The 25,207-nt window shown below is 41.7% G+C and carries 20 protein-coding genes; 9 read left to right on the top strand and 11 right to left on the bottom strand.

What is annotated here, in order from left to right; translation table 11 throughout:
• Positions 1–49 precede the first annotated feature (49 nt).
• Positions 50–946 (top strand): hypothetical protein, encoded by an 897-nt coding sequence (locus I6E61_RS00445; protein WP_197128484.1) that lies wholly within the window; start codon positions 50–52, stop codon positions 944–946.
• A gap of 81 nt (positions 947–1,027) precedes the next feature.
• On the opposite strand, the gene I6E61_RS00440 is transcribed toward I6E61_RS00445, so the two are convergent.
• From I6E61_RS00440 to guaA, 3 genes are all read right to left on the bottom strand, one after another.
• Entirely contained in the window at positions 1,028–1,849 is an 822-nt protein-coding gene (locus I6E61_RS00440; RefSeq protein ID WP_197129516.1) for a hypothetical protein, read from the bottom strand.
• Positions 1,850–1,892: 43 nt separating this feature from the next.
• A complete protein-coding gene (locus I6E61_RS00435; protein WP_197128482.1) occupies positions 1,893–2,579 on the bottom strand; it encodes a zinc ribbon domain-containing protein in 687 nt (228 codons plus the stop codon).
• A gap of 348 nt (positions 2,580–2,927) precedes the next feature.
• The gene (gene guaA / locus I6E61_RS00430; protein ID WP_197128480.1) at positions 2,928–4,523 is read right to left on the bottom strand and encodes a glutamine-hydrolyzing GMP synthase; all 1,596 of its coding nucleotides are present in this window, start codon (positions 4,521–4,523) and stop codon (positions 2,928–2,930) included.
• A 522-nt stretch (positions 4,524–5,045) separates the two neighbouring features.
• On the opposite strand from guaA, the gene I6E61_RS00425 reads away from it, so the two are divergent.
• Positions 5,046–6,914, top strand: a complete 1,869-nt coding sequence (locus I6E61_RS00425; protein WP_265091271.1) for a BCCT family transporter — start codon at positions 5,046–5,048, stop codon at positions 6,912–6,914.
• Between the two features lie 132 nt (positions 6,915–7,046).
• Here I6E61_RS00425 and I6E61_RS00420 read toward each other — a convergent pair whose 3' ends face one another.
• Entirely contained in the window at positions 7,047–8,210 is a 1,164-nt protein-coding gene (locus tag I6E61_RS00420; RefSeq protein ID WP_197128477.1) for a MalY/PatB family protein, read from the bottom strand.
• Between the two features lie 367 nt (positions 8,211–8,577).
• On the opposite strand from I6E61_RS00420, the gene I6E61_RS00415 reads away from it, so the two are divergent.
• Positions 8,578–9,429, top strand: coding sequence for a hypothetical protein (locus I6E61_RS00415; protein WP_197128475.1), 852 nt, complete (start codon positions 8,578–8,580; stop codon positions 9,427–9,429).
• 151 nt (positions 9,430–9,580) lie between these two features.
• Here the strand turns inward: I6E61_RS00415 and I6E61_RS00410 are convergent, their stop codons facing one another.
• Positions 9,581–10,267 carry a tetratricopeptide repeat protein gene (locus I6E61_RS00410; RefSeq protein WP_197128474.1) on the bottom strand — a complete coding sequence of 229 codons (687 nt, stop codon included), beginning with the start codon at positions 10,265–10,267 and terminating at the stop codon, positions 9,581–9,583.
• Between the two features lie 25 nt (positions 10,268–10,292).
• Positions 10,293–11,093, bottom strand: a complete 801-nt coding sequence (locus I6E61_RS00405; protein ID WP_197128472.1) for a crotonase/enoyl-CoA hydratase family protein — start codon at positions 11,091–11,093, stop codon at positions 10,293–10,295.
• A 329-nt stretch (positions 11,094–11,422) separates the two neighbouring features.
• Here I6E61_RS00405 and I6E61_RS00400 point away from each other — a divergent pair, with 329 nt between their 5' ends.
• Both I6E61_RS00400 and rlmF read left to right on the top strand, forming a co-directional pair.
• The gene (locus I6E61_RS00400; RefSeq protein ID WP_197128470.1) at positions 11,423–12,154 is read left to right on the top strand and encodes a LysE family translocator; all 732 of its coding nucleotides are present in this window, start codon (positions 11,423–11,425) and stop codon (positions 12,152–12,154) included.
• Positions 12,155–12,183: 29 nt separating this feature from the next.
• Positions 12,184–13,242, top strand: coding sequence for a 23S rRNA (adenine(1618)-N(6))-methyltransferase RlmF (rlmF, locus tag I6E61_RS00395; RefSeq protein WP_197129416.1), 1,059 nt, complete (start codon positions 12,184–12,186; stop codon positions 13,240–13,242).
• Between the two features lie 212 nt (positions 13,243–13,454).
• On the opposite strand, the gene I6E61_RS00390 is transcribed toward rlmF, so the two are convergent.
• The 5 genes from I6E61_RS00390 to dnaA form a co-directional block, all read right to left on the bottom strand.
• Positions 13,455–14,084, bottom strand: a complete 630-nt coding sequence (locus I6E61_RS00390) for a manganese efflux pump MntP family protein (protein WP_197128468.1) — start codon at positions 14,082–14,084, stop codon at positions 13,455–13,457.
• Between the two features lie 106 nt (positions 14,085–14,190).
• Complete coding sequence (gene gyrB / locus I6E61_RS00385; RefSeq protein WP_227685611.1) at positions 14,191–16,797, bottom strand: DNA topoisomerase (ATP-hydrolyzing) subunit B; 2,607 nt, start codon at positions 16,795–16,797, stop codon at positions 14,191–14,193.
• Between the two features lie 503 nt (positions 16,798–17,300).
• Positions 17,301–18,506: a DNA replication/repair protein RecF gene (locus I6E61_RS00380; protein ID WP_197128466.1), complete on the bottom strand. Its 1,206-nt coding sequence runs from the start codon at positions 18,504–18,506 to the stop codon at positions 17,301–17,303.
• Between the two features lie 168 nt (positions 18,507–18,674).
• Positions 18,675–19,850, bottom strand: a complete 1,176-nt coding sequence (gene dnaN / locus I6E61_RS00375; protein WP_197128464.1) for a DNA polymerase III subunit beta — start codon at positions 19,848–19,850, stop codon at positions 18,675–18,677.
• Positions 19,851–20,020: 170 nt separating this feature from the next.
• Positions 20,021–21,463 (bottom strand): chromosomal replication initiator protein DnaA, encoded by a 1,443-nt coding sequence (gene dnaA, locus I6E61_RS00370; RefSeq protein WP_194196268.1) that lies wholly within the window; start codon positions 21,461–21,463, stop codon positions 20,021–20,023.
• A gap of 612 nt (positions 21,464–22,075) precedes the next feature.
• On the opposite strand from dnaA, the gene rpmH reads away from it, so the two are divergent.
• From rpmH to yidC, 4 genes are all read left to right on the top strand, one after another.
• Positions 22,076–22,210, top strand: a complete 135-nt coding sequence (gene rpmH / locus I6E61_RS00365; protein WP_007394757.1) for a 50S ribosomal protein L34 — start codon at positions 22,076–22,078, stop codon at positions 22,208–22,210.
• A gap of 186 nt (positions 22,211–22,396) precedes the next feature.
• Positions 22,397–22,768, top strand: a complete 372-nt coding sequence (rnpA, locus tag I6E61_RS00360) for a ribonuclease P protein component (protein ID WP_197128462.1) — start codon at positions 22,397–22,399, stop codon at positions 22,766–22,768.
• Between the two features lies 1 nt (position 22,769).
• Entirely contained in the window at positions 22,770–23,153 is a 384-nt protein-coding gene (gene yidD, locus I6E61_RS00355; RefSeq protein WP_197128460.1) for a membrane protein insertion efficiency factor YidD, read from the top strand.
• A 210-nt stretch (positions 23,154–23,363) separates the two neighbouring features.
• Positions 23,364–25,052 (top strand): membrane protein insertase YidC, encoded by a 1,689-nt coding sequence (yidC, locus tag I6E61_RS00350; protein ID WP_197128458.1) that lies wholly within the window; start codon positions 23,364–23,366, stop codon positions 25,050–25,052.
• Positions 25,053–25,207 lie beyond the last annotated feature (155 nt).

Here is a 25,207-nt window from a genome sequence, read left to right as displayed (position 1 = left end):
TAATGATTTCCTAAATTGATAAAAAAGATTATCTTCTAAGGAGGTTTTAATGGCTGTAGTTGTATTATTAGGGGCAGGTGCTAGTTTTGGTAGTGTCGGTGTCGAACCTTATACACCGCCTCTCGGTAATGGCTTGTTTAATGATTTAGTAAAAAGGGGTGGAGTGGCGGCGACTTTACCAGAATATATAAAGCATCTTTTTGAGAATAACTTTGAAGATGGAATGGCAGAATATTTCAAGTATTCCAATAAGAACATAATGTCATTTCAAAGAGAATTGGCCTACTATTTAGCTCACTTTAAACCAACAGAATTTAACGTATATTTGAGACTTATAAGAGAGTTAGGTTGCCAGAGAGTTGTTTATAGCAGTTTAAACTACGACCTTCTTTTTGAATTGTCAGCAGCCAAACTAGGTTTGTTTACGACTTATTCATCTGAATACCATCAGGGAGGCGTCAGACTTCTAAAGATTCATGGTTCAAGTAACTTTTGGCCTGACATTCCTACGGGAAGTTTTAGTAATTGCAACTTTTCTGGTAGCGGTATAGCTGATATAGTTTGCCCTATTAGACCATTAAATCAAATTGATACTCTTAATAAATGTGAGCAAGAAGACAGTGTTGCTCCTGCCATTGCAATGTTTGCTGAAGGAAAAGCTGTAAGAATTAGTCCTGATTACGTTCGAAACCAATATGAGATGTGGAAAGAACAAGTTAATAAATCGTCTAACATTTTTGTAGTAGGTGTACGCGTTCATGAAATAGACAAGCATATTTGGAGCATACTTGGCAACTCAAAAGCTAAAGTAACATACTTCGGTTTCGATAATGATAGAGCTGAGTTTAATCAATGGAAAATTAATAATAACAAAAATAATGCTTATTTTTATAATAGTGACTTTGAAAAGTCAGTACAAATAATTAAAGGACTTTACCGAAGATAAGTAATAAAAAAACACCCAAACAAGTTGAGTGCTTTTTATTGCTATATTGAGCTGACATGACCATCCTAATCCAATCAAAAACTAGCCACACGCCCAGTCAAACTGATCATTCAGCAAATCAATTTGCCCATTACCACCGCCCATATTGGCATCACCAAGCATTTCTTCAAACTCAATATAAAATGGACTAAATTCTGGCATGCCCTGAATGGGATTGGCCGTACCACCAAAATGATTTTTTGCATGAAACCTATCAAGCCCTAACGTTTCACCTTTTTCAGGGAACATCGAAATATAAGCATTCTCATCATCTTCATCTTCATCTGGCCACTCATCGAGCATCTTGCCAATATTAGGATCATCTATTCGGATAACGTGCTTAATAAACTGAGCAGGTGCATCTTTGACAAAGCAAGTACTACTCCACTCTTCTACTTCATAGCTTGGACATATAGTATTTTCTTTATTGGGCATCGGTGTGGACCCACCAGAGAACTCTGCTTCCGTTAGCCAAATCAATGCCCAGCCACCACCAATAATATCTTCCAGATAAGTTTCTTGTGGATGGCGATGGTTGGCGTAATGACTCAATGACGCCCAAAAATCCTTAGCGTCTATATTATTCATCTCAGTGAGGTTAGTAATCATTTCCTCGACACCATCAACCCTATCTTCAAAGGCATCATCCGCTTGAAAAAATGATATTGCCACCAGAGCCCTTCCTTTTACGCGATACGCTTCAGGTACTAATATCGTCCATAAGTGCGCCATTGGTAGACCATTTATTCTACTTCGTGGCCATTGATTAGTGGCAATACCAACAGGATGACCAAAGGCCCAGCCTTGCCCATGATCTTTGTCCGTTAGTTCCAAATCGAATGCTTGTGTTAACGCTTCCATCATTAATTATCCATTTTTTAATTTAGCACTATCTATATCATACAAGCTACACCAACCAATACCAATCAGGGGCAAAAAAGTAGGACATACCCATTGATAGCAACACCGCCAATATACTACCCACGATTGCGCCAACCCATGATGTACCACCTTTTTCCGCTAATGTTTGTTTAAGCGTAACTGGATCTGCTGTGCCACTCATGGCTGTTTTAATATTTTTAACGCTATGACTAAAGTAAAAATAATTACCTAACATACCCGTCAATACTGCCCATGCGATAAAAAAACTGGTTTGACCAAGAGAGTTATACGTTTCCATACCGAGCGTATACATTAAAATCAAATCGACCGTATTTATACTAACTACAATACATAGGGCTACTAGGTACATCTTGCGATAACACAACCATGATGTTCCCAAGAGAAGTCCGACAATATTAAAACTGTGAATGCTCGAACCATCGTTATTAACTTCTAGGCGTGGCTCACTGTCCTTAAACCATTTATCACGGTAAAAACCATCATACTTTTCACCAACGAAGGCCGCCAGTAAAGTGTCCGCTGTCTCAGAGTCAGAAGATACTGTGTTTTGTGGGCTTTGCGCATCTTTTGAGATATTTACGGCAGTGAGCGGTGGTGGTGTTTGTGCTTGAGTATTAGACAGCTGATGCCCACATTTCGAACAAAATCCTGCTTCACTTGAGTTTTCTTGACCACAATTATTACAAAGCATCTTATCCCTTAGTTTTAATAAATACTGAACGGTTAGTTGTCTTATCTCGACTTCAATAATCAATAGCCAATTAAAGTTGGCTATATTATAGATAATAAAAACAAATGTTCAATAAAAAACTAAAGCATTCTTAGTTGCCTGTTTATTCAAACCAAAAAAAACACCCAATCAAGTTGAGTGATTTTTTGTTGACGACAAGCTGTATATCAATTCAAAAAACCTGAGTTGAAAAGCTATTTAGATAAGTTTACGTAGTCTAAGGTGGTAACAAGGCAACCGAGCGCAGATAGTACGTGTTTGTACATCTAGCGAGGTTAACACCGTTACCGTTTAGAATACTTAAACGATTTATTCCCACTCAATTGTCGCAGGTGGCTTGCTCGAAACATCATAAGTCACGCGTGATACTTCAGCGATTTCATTCATAATGCGGTTCGATACCGTCTCAATCAAATCATACGGCAGATGCGCAAAGCGAGCCGTCATGAAGTCTACGGTTTCAACGGCACGCAGCGCGATTACCCACGCATAGCGGCGACCATCGCCAACCACGCCGACTGATTTGATGGGTTGGAATACGGCAAAGGCCTGTGCAGTCTTATCGTACCAGCCTGATTTTTCTAGCTCTGCCATAAAGATGGCATCAGCCAAACGCAGGATATCAGCGTATTCTTTTTTCACTTCACCAAGGATACGCACGCCCAAACCTGGACCTGGGAACGGATGACGATAGATCATTTTGGCTGGTAGGCCCAAAGTGATACCAAGCTTGCGCACTTCGTCTTTGAACAAATCACGTAATGGCTCAATCAGCTTGAATGCTAAGTCGTCTGGCAAACCACCTACGTTATGATGGCTTTTAATGACGTGTGCTTTGCCTTGATGTGACTTAGCAGATTCGATGACGTCTGGGTAAATCGTACCCTGTGCTAAGAACTCAACGACTTTACCATCGCTCTGCTCGCTCACTTGACGCGCACTATCAGCGAATACGTCGATGAAGGTTTTGCCGATGATTTTACGTTTCTTCTCTGGATCAGACTCGCCTGCTAGTGCGTTTAAGAACAAATCTTCGGCATCAACACGAATGACTTTTACGCCCATGTTTTCTGCAAAGATTTGCATCACTTGGTCGCCTTCGTTCAAACGAAGTAAGCCGTTGTCTACAAATACGCAGGTAAGCTGATCACCAATCGCTTTGTGCAATAGCGCGGCTACTACTGAGCTATCGACACCGCCTGATAGACCCAGCAATACCTGCTTGTCACCGATTTGCTCTTTTAACTGTGCGATACGCATATCAGCGATATTGTCTGGCGTCCACTCACCAGCGCACTCGCAAATCTGATGGACGAAACGACCAAGCAATGCTTGACCTTGTAGAGTATGCGTCACTTCTGGGTGGAACTGTAGACCATAATATTGCTTGTCATCATTGGCCATAATTGCAATTGGGCAACTTGGTGTGCTGGCCACAATATCAAAGCCAGCTGGTGCATCTACCACTTTGTCACCATGACTCATCCAGACATTGAGCGTGCCAGCCGCATCTTCGATACCATCGATCAAGGTAGAGGTACCATTGATATTGATAGTCGCTGCGCCAAATTCATGGATATCACTGGCATGAACCTGCCCGCCGAAACGATCTGCCATCGCCTGCATACCGTAGCAAATACCTAGTACTGGTACGCCCAAATCAAACACAGCGTCGTTGATACGTGGGCTGTTTTCAGCATGGACGCTCTCAGGGCCACCCGATAAGATAACGCCTTTTGCGCCAAAATCGATGATGCGTTGAGCGTCGATATCATAAGGGAACATCTCACAAAATACGCCAGAATCACGTACACGGCGAGCGATCAGCTGGCTATACTGCGAGCCAAAATCGAGAATTAAGATGCGGTCTTCTTTAATGGTAGGAGTGGCAGCGGCAGTGGTCATAAATCGATGTCCATCAATAGATAAATTGGTGCCCTATTTTAACAAGTTTACGCCCTCTATTGGCTATTAGATGTTCGATTATTAACAGTTATGCATAAATATTTGAATTTTTAGAAGGTAAGTGCTCGAAAACAACCCGACCTAAAGTAAATAATAAAGAAAATCAAAACCAGTTCATTACGGGAGTATTGCAATTAAACAAACAAAACCATGTATTTACCGCTACTATGCTCATAGTAGTTATAGTCGTAGTGGTTATGCTCATAGAAGGTAGGCTTATATCTACCATACTGACCATTACGATAAAAATATAATACACATAGTAGTAGTAATGAAGATGAAGGCTACCTAGTGAGTAGTCTTGGAAAATTGATTAGTACTTTAGAATATCCAAACATTAATTGCAGGAAATATATCAACCACGAGAAAAAGGAATTCTAGATTTAAAAACTGAATAAGTGATAAATAGTAGGTGATAGACAGTAACATCAAATACAAAGAGCAATATAAAGAGACAATGAAATGAGTAACTTTGATAACGAGCAAAATCGTCAGAAACCAGATAAGGGCATGAATAAATCTTCAAAAGAATACCTTCCAGATTATGTAAAAGCACGATCAAAGCACCACAAACCTCCACACCTAGGCACCTTCGATGTCGGGATGTCGGTACCACAGTGGCGACCTGACCACGTACCTGACACCCGTATCGACAAATTCACGTTTTTTATGGTGCTGGCCATCCTTTTCAGTATCGCCATACCTTTGATATTATTCCCCGAACAAGGCAAAGCTTGGGTAGGAATAGCACGAAGCTTTGTGGTTGATAACTTTGGCTTCGCTTATCTAGCATTCGGTGCGCTCGCCATGATGTTTGTCATTTACATCGTGATATCTGACATCGGTAAGATCAAACTAGGCCGCCCAGAAGAAACTCCTGAGTTTTCAGATTCTTCTTGGGCGTCCATGTTATTTTGCGGCGGTATTGGTGCCAGTATCCTGTATTGGGGACTGATTGAGTGGGCTTATTATTATCAAGGCCCTCCTTTTAATCTACCGGGCGGCTCACCAGACGCCATCCGCTGGGCGACTACCTACGGTATCTTTCACTGGGGTCCTGTTGCTTGGGCCATCTACCTAGTACCTGCTGTGCCTATCGCTTATTTTTATTACGTGCGTCAGACACCCATACTCAAAGTTAGCCAAACACTCATGCCATTGTTGGGTGAAAAGCTGGCTGGCAGTAACTGGGCCAAGATGCTTGATGTACTATTTGTCTTCGGTATGGTTGGTGGTGGCGCGACGACGCTAGGTCTGGCCTCTCCGCTTATCAATGAAGGCTTACACAACCTGTTTGGTCTGCCACGTAACACCACGATGCAGATTGTCGTGTTGTTAGTGACTACCATGATTTTCGCTTATAGCGCCTATCAAGGGTTAAAAGGCGGTATTCAAAAACTCTCCAACATTAACTTTTACTTAGCGGTCGCCTTCTTATTATTTATTCTAATTGTCGGGCCAACCGTCTTTATTTTGAATACGGGCTTAGAAGCGCTAGGGCGTTCTATCACTGAAATGCCGCGCATGATGACCTATATCGAACCCTTTAAAGACTTCCCAGAGTTCGGTTTTGAGCACACGACCTTTCCACAAGATTGGACGGTTTTCTATTGGGCATGGTGGCTAGTATTTGCACCAACTATCGGTCTATTTATTGCCAAAATCTCTAGAGGACGCACCATACGCAATATGGTCTTGGGGTCCATGTTCTATGGCTCGCTTGGCTGTGCCATGTTTATGATTATCTTAGGTAACTATGGTTTGTATCTACAGCTGACAGGTACGGTCGATGTGGTTGCAGTACTCAATAATGAATCTCCAACGGCTGCCATCTTTGCGATATTAAACAGCTTACCGATGTCTTATTTAGTCATCGCTGTGTTTACCTTTTTGGCCGTTATCTTTACTGCCACAACCTTTGACTCAATCTCTTATATCTTGGCATCTGTCGTACAGATAGAAGTAGATGATGAGCCGCATCGCTGGAATCGCCTGTTTTGGGCATTTACTTTGTGTTTATTACCCGCCATTTTGATGTTTTTAGGAGATCTGCAAACCTTGCAGACGGCTTCTATTATCGCGGGGGCACCGCTCATTGTCATTCTGTGTATGATGATGATATCTGTGATCAAAGCCGCTCGATATGATCTGGCTTATCAGCCTGATTATGGTCTAAAAACCATCCATATCGAAGAGCTACCAGATAATGCGCCGTGGGAAGTAGGCAAAACCTCAGAATCACTCGAAGGCTCGGTTATGCATCAACATGAAGAGTGGGAGCAAATGCGTGAGGATAATGAAAATGCTGAGAACGCGAAAAATGATGATTAATTATTACTAATAAAATCACCATTAACCTTGTTTTAAAGTAAGGAAAAGGCTGGACTACCTTGATAGTCCAGCCTTTTTTGTTATCTAGATTTTTTGTTATATAGCCACTTTATAAAAGCTTGACGCTATCACTCAGGGTTTAACAACATCAGCCAACGCTGCATGCATACGATTGAGCCCTTCTAGCAGCAATGCCCTAGGACATGCGACGTTAATACGCATTTTAAGATGCCCTTCCTCACCATATTTAAATCCCGCACTCAGCTCAATTTTAGCTTCTCTAAGCGTGTCATAAAGCACTTGATCGTCTTTAGCATATGCTGAGCAATCTACCCAAATTAAGTATGAGGCCTCTGGGCGCATGACCTTAATCTTAGGCAACTTCTCTTCTAAAAACTGCACCGTTAAATCAATATTGGCTTCGATATAGCTCAGCGCCTGCGCCAACCACTCATCGCCCTGCTCATAAGCCACACGCATGGCCGTATAAGCAAATAAATTTAGCTCGTATTCATCATTTAAGTGCTGCTGCTGGCTAATTTTTTTGACTAATGCCTTATCTGTCGCAAATATCATCGAGCCTTTGATGCCTGCGATGTTAAAGGTTTTGGTCATTGATGTCAGGCTAACCACGTTGTGCTCATAGCCTTTTGCTAGCGTTAGAAACGGTATAAATGTGTGACCGTTCAAGGTCAAGTCTTGATGGATTTCATCACTGACAATCGCTACGTTATGCTTTTTACAAATAGAAAGTAATGCTTCAAGCTCATCAATCGTCCACACGCGCCCACCCGGATTGTGTGGATTACAGAGTAGATAAAGCTTAACATCATGCTCGATAATTTTGGCTTCGATATCAGCCAAGTCTAAATGATATTTACCCTCGACTTCCTTTAATGCAGAGAGCACAAGCTTGCGACCATTTTGCTCAACTTTGCTCATAAAAGGTGTATAAATAGGATCATTCACTAATACTGCTTCGCCTACTTCGGTAAAGACAGTCATCATTAGCGCTAAACTTGGGACGACACCGGGAGAGAATAAAATATTTTGCTTGGTAAGCTGCAAATCATAACGACTGCCATGCCATTTAATGATTGAGTCATATAAGGCATCGGTGGGTTTGGTATAACCCAATATGCCGTGCTGCACGACCTTCTCAACGGCATCTAAGATGGGTTGGGCGGCTTTAAAGTCCATGTCTGCGACCCACAACGGAATCGTGTCATCGGTATAATGCCATTTAAGTGAGCCTGTATCACGTCTGTCGATTATCTCATCAAAGTTGTATTGCATTGGACTTCTTCTTAATTATAAAAATAATGGTTTTGGGTAAAAAAAATACAGTGCCGTATATGTACTACGTTACCGATATACTTTATTGTATTTGTATCAATAGACGAATAGTTAGCATGCCTTTTTAGCGTGCCTTTAGAGCATAACTATCTATTCTCCGCTTGACCACTCTTTGAGCATATAAAGGGTATAAAGCATTTATTGATTGAATTGTCATTATAAGTTAATGTGAAAGTCGTATAGTTAATTTTACGTACCGATTGGAACTCATGTCATCACAGTATATTAATACTAACAACCTGATGATTCCAAGTCACCTATAACCCCACCATAAAGTCTCTATGGCTTTTTTACAGGACGATGCATAATGAAAATGGACTTTCTATCAAACGTAGCACTTAAGAGTACAGCACTCAAGATTAGCGCCCTTACTTTAGCTATCGCCGCAACCACGGCATGCACGACAATGGCAACAGGTGCTGAGCATAAAATGTCAGACGCTCCAATCACTGCAACTGCGACTAGCAGTACCGCCATCACTCTTGGCAACGCTGCCACGACTAGCGGCACTAATGATACCGTCGCTATCGGTAGTCAGGCCAATGCAGGTCTAAACTCAGCAACGGCTGTCGGTGGTCAAGCCAATGCAGCAGGGCTAGGCTCAACCTCTATCGGTTGGCAATCAAAAGCCACCGCTGAACGCGCGCAAGCGTTCGGTCATCTAGCCAATGCTAGCGGTGTACGCTCTACCGCAGTTGGTGAAGCAGCCATGGCTGGTGGTACTAACGATACAGTCGCTGTCGGTAACAAAGCCAATGCAGGTCTAAACTCAGCAACGGCTGTGGGTGGCGAAGCAAACGCTGCTGGTCTAGGCTCAACGTCTATCGGCTGGAAATCTAAAGCCACAAACGAGCGTGCACAAGCGTTCGGTCATTTGGCTGACGCTAGTGGCGTTCGTGCTACGGCAGTCGGTGAAGCGGCAGCAGCACAAGGTGCAAACTCGGTCGCGGTCGGTAATAAATCTATGGCAGCTGGCATGAATAGCATCGCTATCGGTAACGAGGCAAAGGCAGCTAAAAACAACCAAGTTGTCTTAGGTAGTGCCGGACAAGTACAATCAAGTACAGCAGCACAATCAGGTACCGTTAGAATAGTCACGATCGATGACAACGGCACTTTAGGCACTATGATGGTTGATTACTACCAAAAAGCTAAATGATTGTAGTTGAGTGGTTAACACTGACGTTATAGCCAGTCATAATAGATAAAACAAAAACCTCGCGATTGCGAGGTTTTTTTGGTTGGTATAGCTAGTTTGTATGATGAATTTTTGGCTGATAAGAGTGTATACAAGTGCGAGATACATAAACCTAGCGTTGTAGGTAGTCCAGTTTGGATTGTGCAGAAGCATTACCTTGATCAGCAGATTTTTGATACCACTCTATGGCTTTCTCGTATGACTGAGCAACCCCTCTACCCGTCTCATAGATTAGCCCCACATTATACTGAGCATAAGAATCGCCCTGTTCAGCGGCTAACAGCGTCCACTTTAGCGCTTGTTCATGAGATTGCACCACACCACGACCTTGATAATACATTCCACCTAAATCAGACTGCGCATGGGTATCTCCTTGCTTTGCTGCTTTTAAAAACCATTTAGCCGCTTCAGTATCAGATTGAGCAACCCCTCTGCCCATTCTATAAAGCTTACCTACACTTTGCTCAGCAGGTGCATAACCTTGCTGCGCTGCTTTCAGGTAATAAGAGTAGGCTTGGGCATAATCTTTATGATTATAATAAGCTTGTGCCAGTTGATAGATATAATACGGATTATTAGGGTTTTCTAATACGGATTGTTGACATGCCTCAATCATCCCTTGGATTTCTATATCTGGTTCTGGAGCATTATATCTCTCATGGAGATGGTCATCATAAGCGTCGATCATGTCGCAGCTTTGTACTTTCGTTTGGGCATGATTTTTCTCATGCATTTGAATATATGCATGCCCTGATGATATCCACAAAAACAAACCTACTGATAGAAATAATCCTTTCATCATAGTTGACCTTATATTATTAAGTCTAACACCCCTTAAACTCAGCCTCACGTCTCTCAACCATCGCCATTACACCTTCTTTCGCATCTTCTGAATGAAAGAGCGGTGGCAGATAGCTATGAATATTAGCCAATGCAGTCGCTGCCCCATTACGGCTAGCATCTTGTGCTGAAGACAAGGCCCCTCTCACACCCAAAGGCGCGGCTTTGCAGATCTCTTGCGCCAACGTCAATGCACGCTCATATTCAGTACCATTGGCTACCACTTCGCTGACTAAATTTAACCTATCAGCCGTTTGCGCATCGAATGCTTTCCCAGTGAGTAGATACGGCATGGCTTTTTGCCAGCCTGCTGCCGCGACAAAGCGTACCGTCGCCCCGCCAAAAGGCATGATGCCGCGCTGGACTTCCATTTGTGCAAAGTTGCAGTTGTCACTAGCGATGACCACATCACTATTTAGCATTAGCTCAATAGCCACGGTGAAGCATGTGCCTTTTACCGCGACCACTACTGGCTTAGTACGCAGTTTTCCACTGATGCCCCATGGGTCAATTTGGTTACCATCAAATTCAAACACACCATCGTTTAGCTTATCTTGTAGCTCGACCAAATCCAGCCCAGCGGTAAAGTGATCACCATGCGCAAATATCAATGCGCAGCGTAAGTTGTCGTCTTGCTCGTAGCGTGTCATCGCATCAGACAACTGGCCAATCATATGACTGTCAAAGGCGTTACGTTTATTGGCGCGATTGAGTCCGACAAGGCAAACATGGCCTTGCGTGTTATAAGTGATGCGGTTTTCTGTTGCGTTGCTGTCCGTAGTCATGGTTCTGTCCTTATTGAAATAATCATTATTATGTAATGGGTGGTTATGTCGTTGCGCCTCGATATCCTTGATAGCCTTGATATATCCTCAGTCACAGCGATCATTTATCTTCCATACAGTTCTTACCAATACAGGTCTTGCCAATGAAGATGATAATTCGGCAATAGATTCATAGAAATTTGTCGATAAACCCACTTTTAATATAGACATCCTCGCGCGATAACACAAGCAGTAGAACTGCTACGAATAAAGCTCATATCAATATCAGTTGACCCAATTCATGTTAAGTGTAACCATAAGGAAAATATAGGCATTACTCAGAGCATTCTATGGAATTTTGGCACGGTTTTTTGCTGATTACTACAGTCCACTTACTGGCTGCAGCCTCCCCGGGACCTGACTTTGTCTTGGTATCGCAGCAGACGTTGGCAAAGGGTCGACGCACAGGTTTGATCTGTAGTCTCGGTATTACCTTGGGTCTTGCCGTACACATTATCTATTCAGTGTTGGGACTGGCGACGGTCATCGCACATTCGCAGCCACTATTGACTACTATCAAATGGTTGGGCGGTGGTTATCTGATTTATCTTGGTTGGCAGGGCATACAAGCCAAGCCTAAAAAGCCATCAGATTTAGCCAACTTAACAAATGCAGCAGATTCAGAAGTAAGTTCAAGCGCTCACGTTTCACAGGATGCGCTTACTAGCCAAACCATACCTCTAACTAAAGATATCTCTACCCAAAAGTTACCAAGCAATAGCGAATCCACCTTTGCTACGTTGCGTCGTGGATTTTTTTGCAATGTCTTTAATCCAAAAGCGCCCGTATATTTCGTCGCGATATTCACACTCGTATTGTCACCTGATATACCGCTGTGGCAGTTGGCCATTTATGGCGTATGGATGATGGTCTTACAAATGGCATGGTTTAGTACGGTCGTGATGCTTCTTTCTATTCCTGCTATTCATCGCCGCTTTCAACGTTTTGAGCATTGGATCGACCGCATATTGGGTACAGCGATGATAGTATTGGGATTAAATCTGATTTTACGTAGTCGATAAGACATTCGTTACTCGTGAAATCTGCTAAAATGGTTGATTATATTCAAACATCAAAGCCACACACTATGACCCGTATTCCAGCAAATAGTACACACAGAAACAGATCGCCGGCGACCGCCAAAAAACTCGGTCAGCTACATCCGCGTAACCCGCATCAAGGTCGTTATGACTTTGCGGTATTGACTCGCGCGTTGCCTGAGCTTGCCAATCATACTATTACCAACCCTAAAGGCGAGCCGACGATTAACTTCTCGGATCACCAAGCTGTACGTGTTCTCAATCAGGCGCTATTGGCCCATTATTATGGCGTGAAGTTTTGGGACATTCCAGAAGGCTATTTGTGTCCGCCTATCCCAGGACGTGCTGATTATATTCACTATATCGCTGATTTGCTTGCGCAAACCACTCATGTGAATGCAGATAACACACCGCCGACAGGTAAAGAAATCCACGCCTTAGATATTGGAACGGGTGCCAGTGCTATCTATCCAATTATTGGTAGCCAAAGCTACGGTTGGCGCTTTACTGCCAGCGATATTGATCCAATTTCGGTCAATACCGCCGCGCTGATTTGCGATGCCAATCCAAAGCTAAAAGGTGCGGTAAAAGTAAAACTGCAAACCAATCCTAAGCATATGTTCGCAGGCATCATCGGTCGTCAAGACTACTTCGATGTGGTGGTCTGTAACCCTCCATTCCATGCCTCATTAGAAGAAGCGATGGAATCCAACAGCCGCAAGCAGCATAACTTGCAAAGACATCGCGGCAAAAATGAAAACGAGCAAATAAGCCGCAGTTCGTCGAAGACAGGTAATGCGGCACAAAACCTAAACTTCGGTGGTCAGCATAAAGAGCTATGGAGTGAAGGTGGCGAGATTGCCTTTTTGACCAAAATGGCAAAAGAGAGCCAAGATTTTGCAGAGCATGTCGGTTGGTTTACGACCCTAGTATCAAAGTCTGAAAACGTAAAGCCTCTACAGCTATTATTAAAGCAACTTGATGTCGCTCAAATGCGTATTATCGAGATGAGTCAGGGTCAAAAGAGCACCCGTGTATTGGCATGGCGCTTTAACACTGACGAAGAGTAACCGTTAGAAGCTTATCTACTTAAGTTTCACGTGAAACAAAAAAGCACCGCTCTACAGTTTAGAGCGGTGCTTTTTATTGAGAATAATAAATTTGGAAAACAACTGATAGTCAAAGAAATCTAAAATAGATACAAGGCAGCCGACTGCAGATAGTACAATTCGTACATCTAAGGAGGGTAACGCCGTAGCAATTTAGTAATTCTTTGACTATATTAACTAAAAAACATCACCTTTAACCCAATTAATATAAGTACCAACCCACCTAGCGCTTCTGCTTTATCCTCTAGCCATGTACCAGATCGCCAGCCTAAATAAACACCAAACAAACTAAATCCAGCAGTGATCAACGCTATGATTAAACAAGCTAACCATGCATTTAGTTCTAACAAATTAAGTGTAAATCCTGCTGCCATCGCATCAATACTCGTCGCAATGGCGAGCGTAAATAAGGTGCGGTGATTGATAGTTTTATGACCGTTATGACTAACTGACATTGCCTCACTATCAGCATTTATAGCATCGCCCTTTGTGTGAAGTGCACTATCAACAGCATCCTCCTCATCCGCAGTAAATACTTCGTAAAGCATCTTTCCGCCGAGAGCGATCAGAATAAATCCACCAATCCAAGGTGCAGCTGCTGCCAACCAACCTAATAATGCTGCACCTAACAAGTAACCTATAAGCGGCATTACGCCCTGCGCGATTCCAAAATATAATGCTGCATAAATACCTAATAGTAGTAAATACGACTTACTCTGTTTTTGTGACTTAGCACCCAGTCCAATAGCCACAGCGAATGCATCCATTGCCAATGCGATAGCGAGTAGTACGACTTCAATCATTTTGTTTTTCTCATAAAATAGTCAGTTTTTTTGTTCCACGTGAAACAAAAACACCGCTTCGAGTATCGAAGCGGTGTTTTATATATCATTAATGATAGTCTGAGACTTAGATATCTAGGTTTGACACTGTCAGTGCATTCTCTTCGATGAAGATACGGCGCGGCTCAACATGATCGCCCATTAGGCACGTAAACATATGGTCAGCGGCGATCGCATCTTCGATAGTGACGCGCAGCATACGACGGTTTTCAGGATCCATCGTTGTGTCCCAAAGCTGATCGGCGTTCATCTCCCCTAGCCCTTTATAGCGCTGAATGGCTAGACCACGACGTGCATCAACCATCATTTGCTGCCAGAGATAATCGAAGTCACGTACTGGGATGTCTTTAGTCGTACTCGCTGTTGCTTCACGGCGGATAAAGGCATCACTCTCAAGCAACGTGTTCCATTCAGCAGACAAGCGCAACAGCTTGCTGTATTCACCTGAACTAATGAAACTCGCATCCAGTAGATAATGATGAGCCAACTGATGCACATAGACCGTGATACGTGGTAGCCACTGTGCTTTGGTAGATAACGCTTCACCGTCGATAGTTTCTTCTACTACTTCTGGCTTCATACCCAGTAAATCAGCTGCTGCCGCGTCCATATTTTTTGGCTGCGGTGCATGGATATTGATCAGTTCAATCTCAGGACTTAGATCACTACCGAAATGGTCTAGCTGCGTTTGCATAGCGTCTTTCCATGCTTGCATAGCAGATTTATCGTTAGTCATATCCGTGGTCAGCTTTGGTGTATGCGTCAATGCATCCAAAAGCACCGCTGGGAAACGAATCTGTAAACGGGCTTTGATCAGCTGCGTTTGGTTATAGTCATTCAGTAGTGTCTCAAGCGCTTGACCAGTGATCGCAGGCGCATCAGCACTGATATGTAGCTTAGTATTGTCAATTGTCGATGACAGTAGATACGCTTTAAGTGCTTCATCGTCTTTTAGGTATAGCTCTTGACGACCTTTTTTCACTTTATATAGCGGTGGCTGAGCGATATAAACATAACCACGCTCGATTAATTCAGGCGTTTGACGGAAGAAGAAAGTCAACAGCAACGTACGAATGTGTGATCCATCAACATCGGCATCGGTCATGATAATGATTTTATGATAGCGTACTTTATCAGGATTATATTCATCAGGGCCAATACCACAACCAAGTGCCGTAATCAGATTACCTACTTCAGCAGAAGATAGCATCTTGTCAAAACGAGCACGCTCAACGTTCAAGATTTTACCTTTTAATGGCAAAATAGCTTGGGTTTTACGGCTACGACCCTGTTTGGCTGAACCACCTGCAGAGTCACCCTCCACAATATATAGCTCTGATAATACTGGGTCTTTTTCTTGGCAATCAGCCAATTTACCCGGCAAGCCTGCGATATCCAAAGTCGTCTTGCGACGCGTCATCTCACGCGCTTTACGAGCAGCGTCACGTGCACGTGCCGCATCGATAATCTTACTCGCAATCGCTTTACCTGCACTTGGGTTTTCTAGTAGATAATCATTAAACTTATCATGCATCGCTGATTCAACAGCTGATTTTACTTCGCTTGATACTAGCTTGTCTTTGGTCTGACTAGAGAATTTTGGATCCGGTACTTTTACAGAAACGATAGCCGTCAGACCTTCACGGGCATCATCACCAGTTGCAGCTACTTTTTCTTTTTTGAATAAATTTTCACGATCCATATAGCTATTCAGGCAGCGCGTCAATGCTGAACGGAAACCTGATAAGTGAGTACCACCATCCTTTTGAGGGATGTTGTTGGTGAAACACAGTACTTTTTCGTTATAAGTGTCTGTCCATTGAAGTGCAACTTCAACGCTGATACCGTCGTCTTGTTGACTGGTAAAATGGAAGACTTCGTTGACGCCGTCTTTGCCAGCATTAATATAACTAACGAACTCGAGCAACCCACCTTTATGTTCAAACTCATGACGCTTATCAATGCGCTCATCAGTCAATACAATACGCACACCAGAGTTCAAAAATGATAGCTCACGTAAGCGTTTTGCCAAAATGTCATATTCAAAAATAGTACCAGTGAACACATCACTGCTAGGGTAAAAACGGATTTGCGTACCTGTTTGATTCGTCGCTTCCATCTGTTGAATATCGCTATCTGGTACGCCATCAGTATAAGTCTGATTGTAATGATAGCCTTCACGCCAGATATTCATCTCTAGCTTTCTAGATAAGGCATTGACCACTGAAATGCCTACGCCATGCAGACCACCTGACACTTTATAGCTATTGTCATCGAACTTACCACCCGCATGCAGTACCGTCATAATGACCTGTGCTGCAGATACACCCTCTTCTGGATGGATATCGACAGGCACACCGCGACCGTTGTCCATCACACTGACAGATTCGTCTTCATGGATAATGATGTCAATCTGATCACAGTGGCCTGCAAGCGCTTCGTCAATAGAGTTATCCACTACCTCAAAGACCATGTGGTGGAGGCCTGTACCATCATCGGTATCACCGATATACATACCAGGACGTACACGTACCGCTTCTAGCCCACGTAATACGCGAATATCTTTAGAGCTATAATCAGAGGGCAATACTCCAGGCGCCACAGCTGGCACCGTCGTTGCAGCAATACTATCTGATGTCAGTTGCTCGTGGTCGGTAGGTAATGAATCACTCATGTGTCTTCCTTAATCTAGCCATAATCAGCCGTTTGCTATGGACTCACCACTACGATGATGCCTCATAACGTTATTTTAGACTCAACTGTTGTAGTAAAAATCTTCGATACGCATCATTGGCTAAAACATAATTAACCAAAATTTCGTCAGAGATGATATTGACTCAGAGAACACAAAGTCAGTGCATTATAACTTCACAATCAGCTTCTTTTTTTTAAACATTATTAAAGCTAGCAGAATCAATTAAACACATACTTATCAAACACTTAGAAACCTATAGATAATAAAAAATATCTACATAACGCTATTAAACAACTTGCTGAAAACAGGATAAAAATAAAGCCTAATTTTAGCATTTTTTTGCTTCTAAGTCACTGTTTACTGACAGTTTTCTTAGTATGAGTGACTCTCAAAAAATAAACGGTATTGTAGGAAAGTAATGGTAGGTACAAAGGAGTTACGAGGTAATAAGTGAGGGTGAAATAGGTAGTATAGGAACATTACTAAAGAGGTTGAATGTTGCCTTGTTTCACATGAAACATATTAGGGTTCGACCATAATTCTTTGACCAATGGTACGATATCATCGGTCAAACTGCTCATAAATACCTGACAGGGTAACTGCGATAAAGTTGATAATAAAATCTCTATTGCCCTACCATCAAGCTCTGCCGTTATATCGTCTAGCAATACGACTGGCGTAGCTCTAGTATTAAATCCGTCTCTCTGTGAATCAATATCCTGTTCAGCATTGAGCAATAGCGGTAACTGAGACAACCGTAGTGCAGTGATTAGTAGCTTCTTTTCACCACGAGACAGTACATTAGCGGCCTGTTCTTTTAGAGTCGGCAATTTAGCACTAACATCCTTTTTTAGCGCTGCACTTGCATACTCACTATTCATCTCTACTGAATCATCAGAATGCCAATGCACATGAACATCAGCTCGGTGGTTACCAATACGAGTGTATCCCAGCTGCAGATCCTGCTCTAGTCGCTCGTTAAGCTGCACATCTAATGCAATACTCGTATCGTAGCCAGCATTGTAGCTTAAGCTCAACTGTTCAGCATAAGATGGTAGTAACTGCTCAATGCTTTCAGCAAAATAAGGCTGCCATTCGGCAAATATCCGCTCGCGATAATGATGAATAAGTGCTGCATGACTACTCAAGCCCTTATCCCATGATTTCAACTCAGCAAGCTGCACCTGAGTCAAATGACGCGATTTTTTTAGTAAACTATTGCGCTGTTTTAGCAATCGCTGATAAGCAACCCACTGCGGGTGAAAACCCTGTTTCATGTGAAACACTAGCCAATCCAATAGCTGTCTACGACTGGCGCTACCCTGCTCTAACATATCCATCGTTGAAGGATCTATCAGTAGTGTTGGCAGTTGCTCAGTTAAGATACTTTGGTTGTAGACAGTCGTCTGATTAAGACGCAAGAGTGTGGTAGCATCAGCTTGTTTTTGGATAGCTAATGTACTGCTATCATTAAGATTAGCATGTACAGTAACGGTATTTTGATAATGTTGAATATAACGCTTGGGCTGATGATGACGGAAGCTTTTGCCTCTAGACAGCAAGAATATGGCTTCAAGTAAGGATGTTTTTCCGCTACCATTCGCGCCGATAATGACGTTACAGGCAGCGGACTGTAGATTGACTTGCGTTAGGTTTCGAAGGTGTGATATTTGCAGACGTTCAATCATAATACCGATAACCGCCTATTAAAATAGCATATAAAAAGCAGGCATAAGTTGAATAAAATATAAATATAGGAGGCTAAACTCTAAAAATGCAAATCCACTCTAAGAGTAAATTTGCACTTAAATAAAGCTCCAACATCCAACTCTGCCACCCTTATAAAATGAATATCACTATATTCGCATTGGCATAATGACATACTGATGAAATTCATCATTCAGCTGGTTAACCAGCACTGAAGCATTTGATTGGCTCATATGCATTTGCAAATCACCTTGAATAACGCCCAATACATCTTGTAAGTAAGCAGCGTTAAACGATAGCTCCATTGGCTCACCTTGATACTTAGCTTGTATCATTTCCACCGCTTCGTCTTGCTCAGCATTATTAGCACGTACTTCTACCATACCGTCACTGGCAAAGTTAAAAACCACACCGCGAGATTTTTCATTACTCAAAATCGCAACACGACGTAGCACATCAGTCATTTTTTCTTGGTTGAACAAAGCCAATTTATCCGTATTACTTGGCATGACACGGCGATAATCTGGGAACTTACCATCGATCAGGCGTGCCGTAAAAGTGACCATTAAATTATCACTCACCTGCCCTACACTATCAACATCACCAAACGGTAAGCTGACTTGCAGAAACTCACGACCAAAACTTAAGGTAACTGGATTATCTTTATCACCAAGCATTTTACCAAGCTCAGAAGCCAAACGCTCAAGCTCAATGACAGCTTTGCGTGGCAAGATAGCCTGCATATTCAGATCAGCACTCACATCGATGACACTACGCGCTAAAGCCAATCTATGTCCATCAGTTGCAACCGTGGTTAGCTGCTGCTGTGATACATCAAACAACATGCCGGTTAGATAGTAACGCACATCCTGAATCGCCATCGCAAACTGAGTTTTATGGATCAAATCAGTAAGGCGGCTACGGCTGATAATTAATGGTGTGATGTTTTCTGGGTTACCCAAGCTTGGATAGTCTTCGGCTGGCAATGTACCTAATGTAAAGCGACTCTTACCGCTAGTCAGTAGGCAACGTTCATTCGCTTGAGTTGCCAGATTAACTTGTGCTTGTGCTGGTAATGATTTGCAAATATCTTTCAGCTTCGTCGCAGGTAAGGTGGTTGTTCCAGCTTCAACACAAGCACCTGCAGGCAATTTCAACGTCGACGTCAACTCTACTTCCAAATCAGAGGCAGTTAAAATAAGTGCTGATTCAGACAGCTGTAGCTTAATATTGCCCAAAATAACCATATTATGGCGTTTATCAGCAGCCTTGGCGATCAAGTTAATGGCTTTCAGTAACGACTCTCGATTAATCGATAATTGCATGCTTAGTTACTCTTATTTAAATGACTGTATTTTTATCAATTCAGAACAATGGCTTAGGCTGCTTAATAATACCTTGTCTACGGACTATAATCCATTAGCTATCTGTGTGCGTATATTGTCAATATTATAAACCATATCATCCTACTAAAACATAGTGATACTGCGGCCTGCTAACCCGCTTGCAGCATCAACGCTAGGGTCTTGTAATCCTTATCAAATGCGGGGTCTGCGGCTCGCAGTTCATTGACCTTATCACAGGCATGCATCACCGTTGTGTGATCACGTCCACCAAATGACTGGCCAATCTCAGGAAAACTATCTCCCGTCAATTCACGTGATAGTGCCATCGCAATTTGACGAGGTCTAGCAATACTACGCGTGCGCTTACGACCCATCATATCTTTGATAGTTACATCATAGTATTCAGCGACTACTTTACGAATATTATCCATGTTAACGGCTTGTACACGCATCGCGACAATATCTTTTAGCGCATATTGCACCATTTCAAGCGTTATCTGTGCCCCTGTTAAATTCGCATTGGCAAAGACTTGATTTAGCGCACCTTCTAATCGCCTAACATTTGATACCACATTTTGTGCGATAAATAGGGCGCATTCTTTAGGTAACACCATTCCATATGATGCTGCTTTTTTCTGCAAAATTTGAACACGAGTGTCAATCTCAGGTGGATCAACTGCTACGGTCAAACCCCAAGAGAATCTTGATCTAAAGCGCTCGTCAAACTCAGTCATTTGTGATGGATGACGATCAGAGGCCAAAATAAGTTGTTTGTCACCGCTAGTAAAATCTGCAAACAACGTCAAAAACTCATTACTACTTTTAGTCTTTCCTGCTAATACATGAATATCATCTACAATTAATAAATCTACTTTTTTAATTTTCTTTTTAAAATCTTCTATTTTATTATTTCTTAATGAATAAACTAATTGATTAATAAATTTTTCAGAAGTGAAATAGTAAAAACTTTGATTATTTTTTAAATAGCGGTGTGCTACAGAATGCATTAAATGCGTTTTCCCCAAACCAGAAGGTCCATATATAAAAAGAGGATTGTGGCGATTTTTCGACTGGCGCTTACCAAGCTCATAACAGGCTTTGTAAGCAAGGTTATTAGATTTGCCTGTCACGAATGTCTCAAAAGTAAACTCAGGATTGAGATAGCTAAGTGACTTAGCATCAGCAGAATCAACTAGTTCTGCATGACGCATGTTGGCATCAATATCCGCTTTCGCATTGTTATGATGGATCGTTTCAAAATTATGTTCCACTGGGGGAGGGGAGGGCTTATCTTCTGCAAATAAAGATCCTGACTGTGGTTGGTTATCATCAGTATCACGACCCACATTATCAACACGTACGATAACCTCTTCAATACTTCCTTGGCTATGCTTAGCAACCAATTGCTGAATATCTTGCAAATGGTTTTTTTTAATATAAGTGACAAAATAATCGTTAGGAGCAAGTATGATAAGGGTTTGAGCCTCCTGATGGGCTGATAAAGGTCTCAACCACATAGTAAATACATTGTCTTTTACGTTATAGCGTAAATCGTTTAAACATTTATCCCAAATATTTGCAGTGTCTATCATGAAAAATACTAACCCTATAATTTGAAACAATAGATATATATCAACGGTATAAATTGCTATTAAACACTAATACAGTGTCTGATCGCTAAACCAAAGACAGTCCCCGTAGATCGAGTAAAACTAGACGTCGAGTAGGGTGCTAATTTAACACAGTTACCCTGTGGATAAAACCTTGTTTTTTGGGGATAAGACTGTGGATAGTTTTGTGGACAACTTCATACCTTGAGTTATCCATATTTAACCCACAGGTTATCCACAAGTTTACCCATAGCCTAGTATTTTGATTGTAAAAGGAAAATCTTAGTTAACCACAGATAATAGGGCTCCCAATAACAACAATACTTATATATATTAATAGTTAATTATTATAGAGTTCGACAGAAACTGTGGATAACTTTTTAATATTAGTTTCAAAAATTAGGTTTACTGAGCAGTTAAATTAACGCGGTATATTTCTACTTATCAGAAAACAGCTACTAAAAACTTGCTATTTGACAATAGTGATTTCTACTTGTACAAACATGAATTAAATTAGTTCGTTGACCAAGACAATATCTGGTGGTATAATCCTCCGTTATTACGAATTTAGTCCATTATTTTGATAGGTGAGTTATGAAACGTACATTCCAACCAAGCGTGATCAAGCGTAAACGTACTCACGGTTTCCGTGCTCGTATGGCAACTAAAAAAGGCCGCCAGGTCTTAGCTCGTCGCCGCGCTAAAGGACGTCATCGCCTTACTGTATAATCAGTAGATTGCGATAAGCATGGCTAATTGTGCTTGTTGTGTCTATATTATGCATAGATTGCGATAGTCAATCATCACAACTGACACTTAGCCATATATTAAAAGCGCCCAAATAGGCGCTTTTTTTGTCTTTATATTTTACTATTATTTCTAATCCTGCTATTAGCTCTTATACTAGGTCTTAATATGCCACATACTGTTTCAGCTACACCTGCTGCCAATTTTACTAAAGAGCAGCGCCTGCTAACTCCAGCGGCTTTTCGCGAGGTTTTTGATGCGCCTGAACGTAAGATTCATCAGAGCCATTTGATGGCCTTTATACGTACCAATACTCATGATAAACCGAGAGTCGGTATGGCTATTACAAAGCGAAAAGTACCTACTGCAGTCGCTCGAAATTTAATCAAACGACAAATACGTGAACAGTTTCGATCAAAGGCTTTTAAAATAGAAAATAAAGATATTGTGTTTATCGTTAAGAAATCAATAAAAGATATAGATAGAAAAGAATTAAAAAATCAAATAAATAACATTTTTAAAAAAATAGAAATAAAATAAAATGAATTTTTTTATAAATTTAAATAAAAAAATTATTTATATATTTTTATTTAAATTAATTATTCTTTATCAAAAAATAGTTAGCCCAATGATACCTGCTCGTTGTAGATATTATCCAACTTGTTCTAATTATGGCAAACATGCCTTGATGTGGCATGGTGTCCGATCTGGCAGTTGGCTACTCTTAAAACGTATCAGTAGATGTCACCCTTTAGGTGGACATGGTATTGATTTCGTGCCGTTACCTTTAGCCTCTTATCAATATAATTATGTATCTTCTGCATGCTTACCTCATAATATAAATGTTCAAGGACTGGGTGTTTATCGAGATAGCAAAAGCTATGTTCCACGTCTTAATCATTTGATGACGTTAGAATCAAAGTGAGTGTCGGTCTGCTTTCATATAGAGACCAAGAAGTTACCCACAAGTTATCCACACTCTTGGTATCATTTGAGGCTAATTTTTAGTAAAATAATGCACATTTTATGTAAATGACTCGCAATACTGTTGTTGAATATGAGAACAGCCGTGCTGTAGAGTCATGACACATGCCCTAATTTTTCATTCCCTAATTTTTTAATCTAGGAAAGGTTTATGCAAAAGATATTTCGGGTGATGATCATCATTGCGATGCTAATCACCGCTTATCTGCTGATTTTGGCATGGCGAGATGATTATGCCGATGCACCAGCGGTAGATGTGCTGCCAGAAACGACCACTTCAGTGGGTGCTGATATTCCATCTTCGACCGGTGCAGCAGGTGATATTCCGGCACAGACACAACCTGTCGATAGCGACACAGTGACTGCGACCCCTGCTCCTGCTAAAGACACAGGTCTAATCACGGTTACGACCGATCGTTATGATATAAAAATCAATCCAGAAGGCGGCGATATTGTTTATGCTGCTCTTAAGCAATATAACGCGAAGCTCGATAGCGATAAGCCTTTCGTATTGCTAGAAAATAATAGCAATCGTGTATACGTGGCTCAGTCTGGTTTAATTGGTCAAGATGGTATTGATACGGCAGAAGGTCGTGCCAATTACAGTCATACTGCCAATAATTATGTAATGGAAGAAGGGCAGCAAACACTGTCTGTACCGCTAACTTACAAAAAAGATGGCGTGACAATTACCAAGACATTCACCTTTACTGAAAGTAAGTATCCGATTGATATTAGCTATCAAATTCAAAACACCTCTACTAATGCTTGGCAAGGTCAGATGTTTGCGCAGTTAAAGCGTGATGACAGTAAAGACCCTGGTACGTCTGACAAAGGCGCATTGAGCATGGCTACTTATTTGGGCGGCGCTTGGGGTACTCCTGACGATCCTTATAATAAGCTGAAATTTGGTGACTTTAGTGATGGCGAGTTGACGACTACCAGTGATAAAGGTTGGGTTGGTATCGTGCAGCATTACTTTGTATCTGCATGGACGCCTGAAAACTTTACCGGTAATTTCTTCAGCCGCGAAACGGGTGATGATTACTTTATTGGTTTTAATAGTCAGCCTATTAATGTAGCACCAAACAAGCAGTTGACGTTGAATGCCACGTTATATGCTGGTCCAAAAGTACAGTCTGAATTAAAAGAAGTTTCGGTAGGCCTCAACAAAACGGTCGATTATGGTCTGTTATGGCCAATATCTAAGATCTTGTTTGCTATCTTGGATGGTATCCACAAAATCATTGGTAATTGGGGTTGGTCAATTATTCTATTGACGGTTTTAGTTAAAATTGCTTTGATGTGGTTCTCTAACAAGAGCTATTACTCAATGGCGAAAATGCGAGCTATCGGACCGAAACTCAAAGCGCTCAAAGAAGAGCATGGCGATGATCGTATGAAGATGTCGCAAGAGATGATGGCCATTTATAAAGAAGAGAAAGTCAATCCAATGGCGGGTTGTTTGCCTATTCTGATGCAAATGCCAATCTTCTTGGCGTTATATTGGGTATTGGTCGAAAGTGTTGAGCTGCGTCACGCTCCTTGGATCTTGTGGATTCAGGATTTGTCATCGATGGATCCATGGTTCATTTTGCCGCTGCTAATGGGCGCATCCATGTTTATTCAGCAACAGCTTAATCCACAACCAGCTGATCCAATGCAAGCAAAGGTTATGAAGTTCTTACCGATTATCTTTACTGCATTCATGCTGTTCTTCCCAGCGGGTTTGGTTCTATACTGGACTGTGAACAACTTGTTTAGTATGACTCAGCAATATATCGTCAATAAAAAAGTTGAAGAAGAGCAAAAGCGCCGTACTGTGAAAGTACTGGACTAACTAGCTCTAGCTTATGAATTGATAGAAAACCATCGCTACGGCGGTGGTTTTTTTATGCGTGGCACATATCTATCGCCTTTAAATTATTCTCAATAAAAAATAAAAGAAACGTGCCACATGCTCAAAGTATCACTATGTAAAGTTTGCTTTGTCAG

The sequence above is a fragment of the Psychrobacter sp. NZS113 genome, assembly GCF_015864825.1.
GTDB lineage: Bacteria > Pseudomonadota > Gammaproteobacteria > Pseudomonadales > Moraxellaceae > Psychrobacter.
The sequence above is the reverse complement of the archived record's forward strand: the minus strand, read 5'-3'. Positions and strand labels throughout refer to the sequence as shown.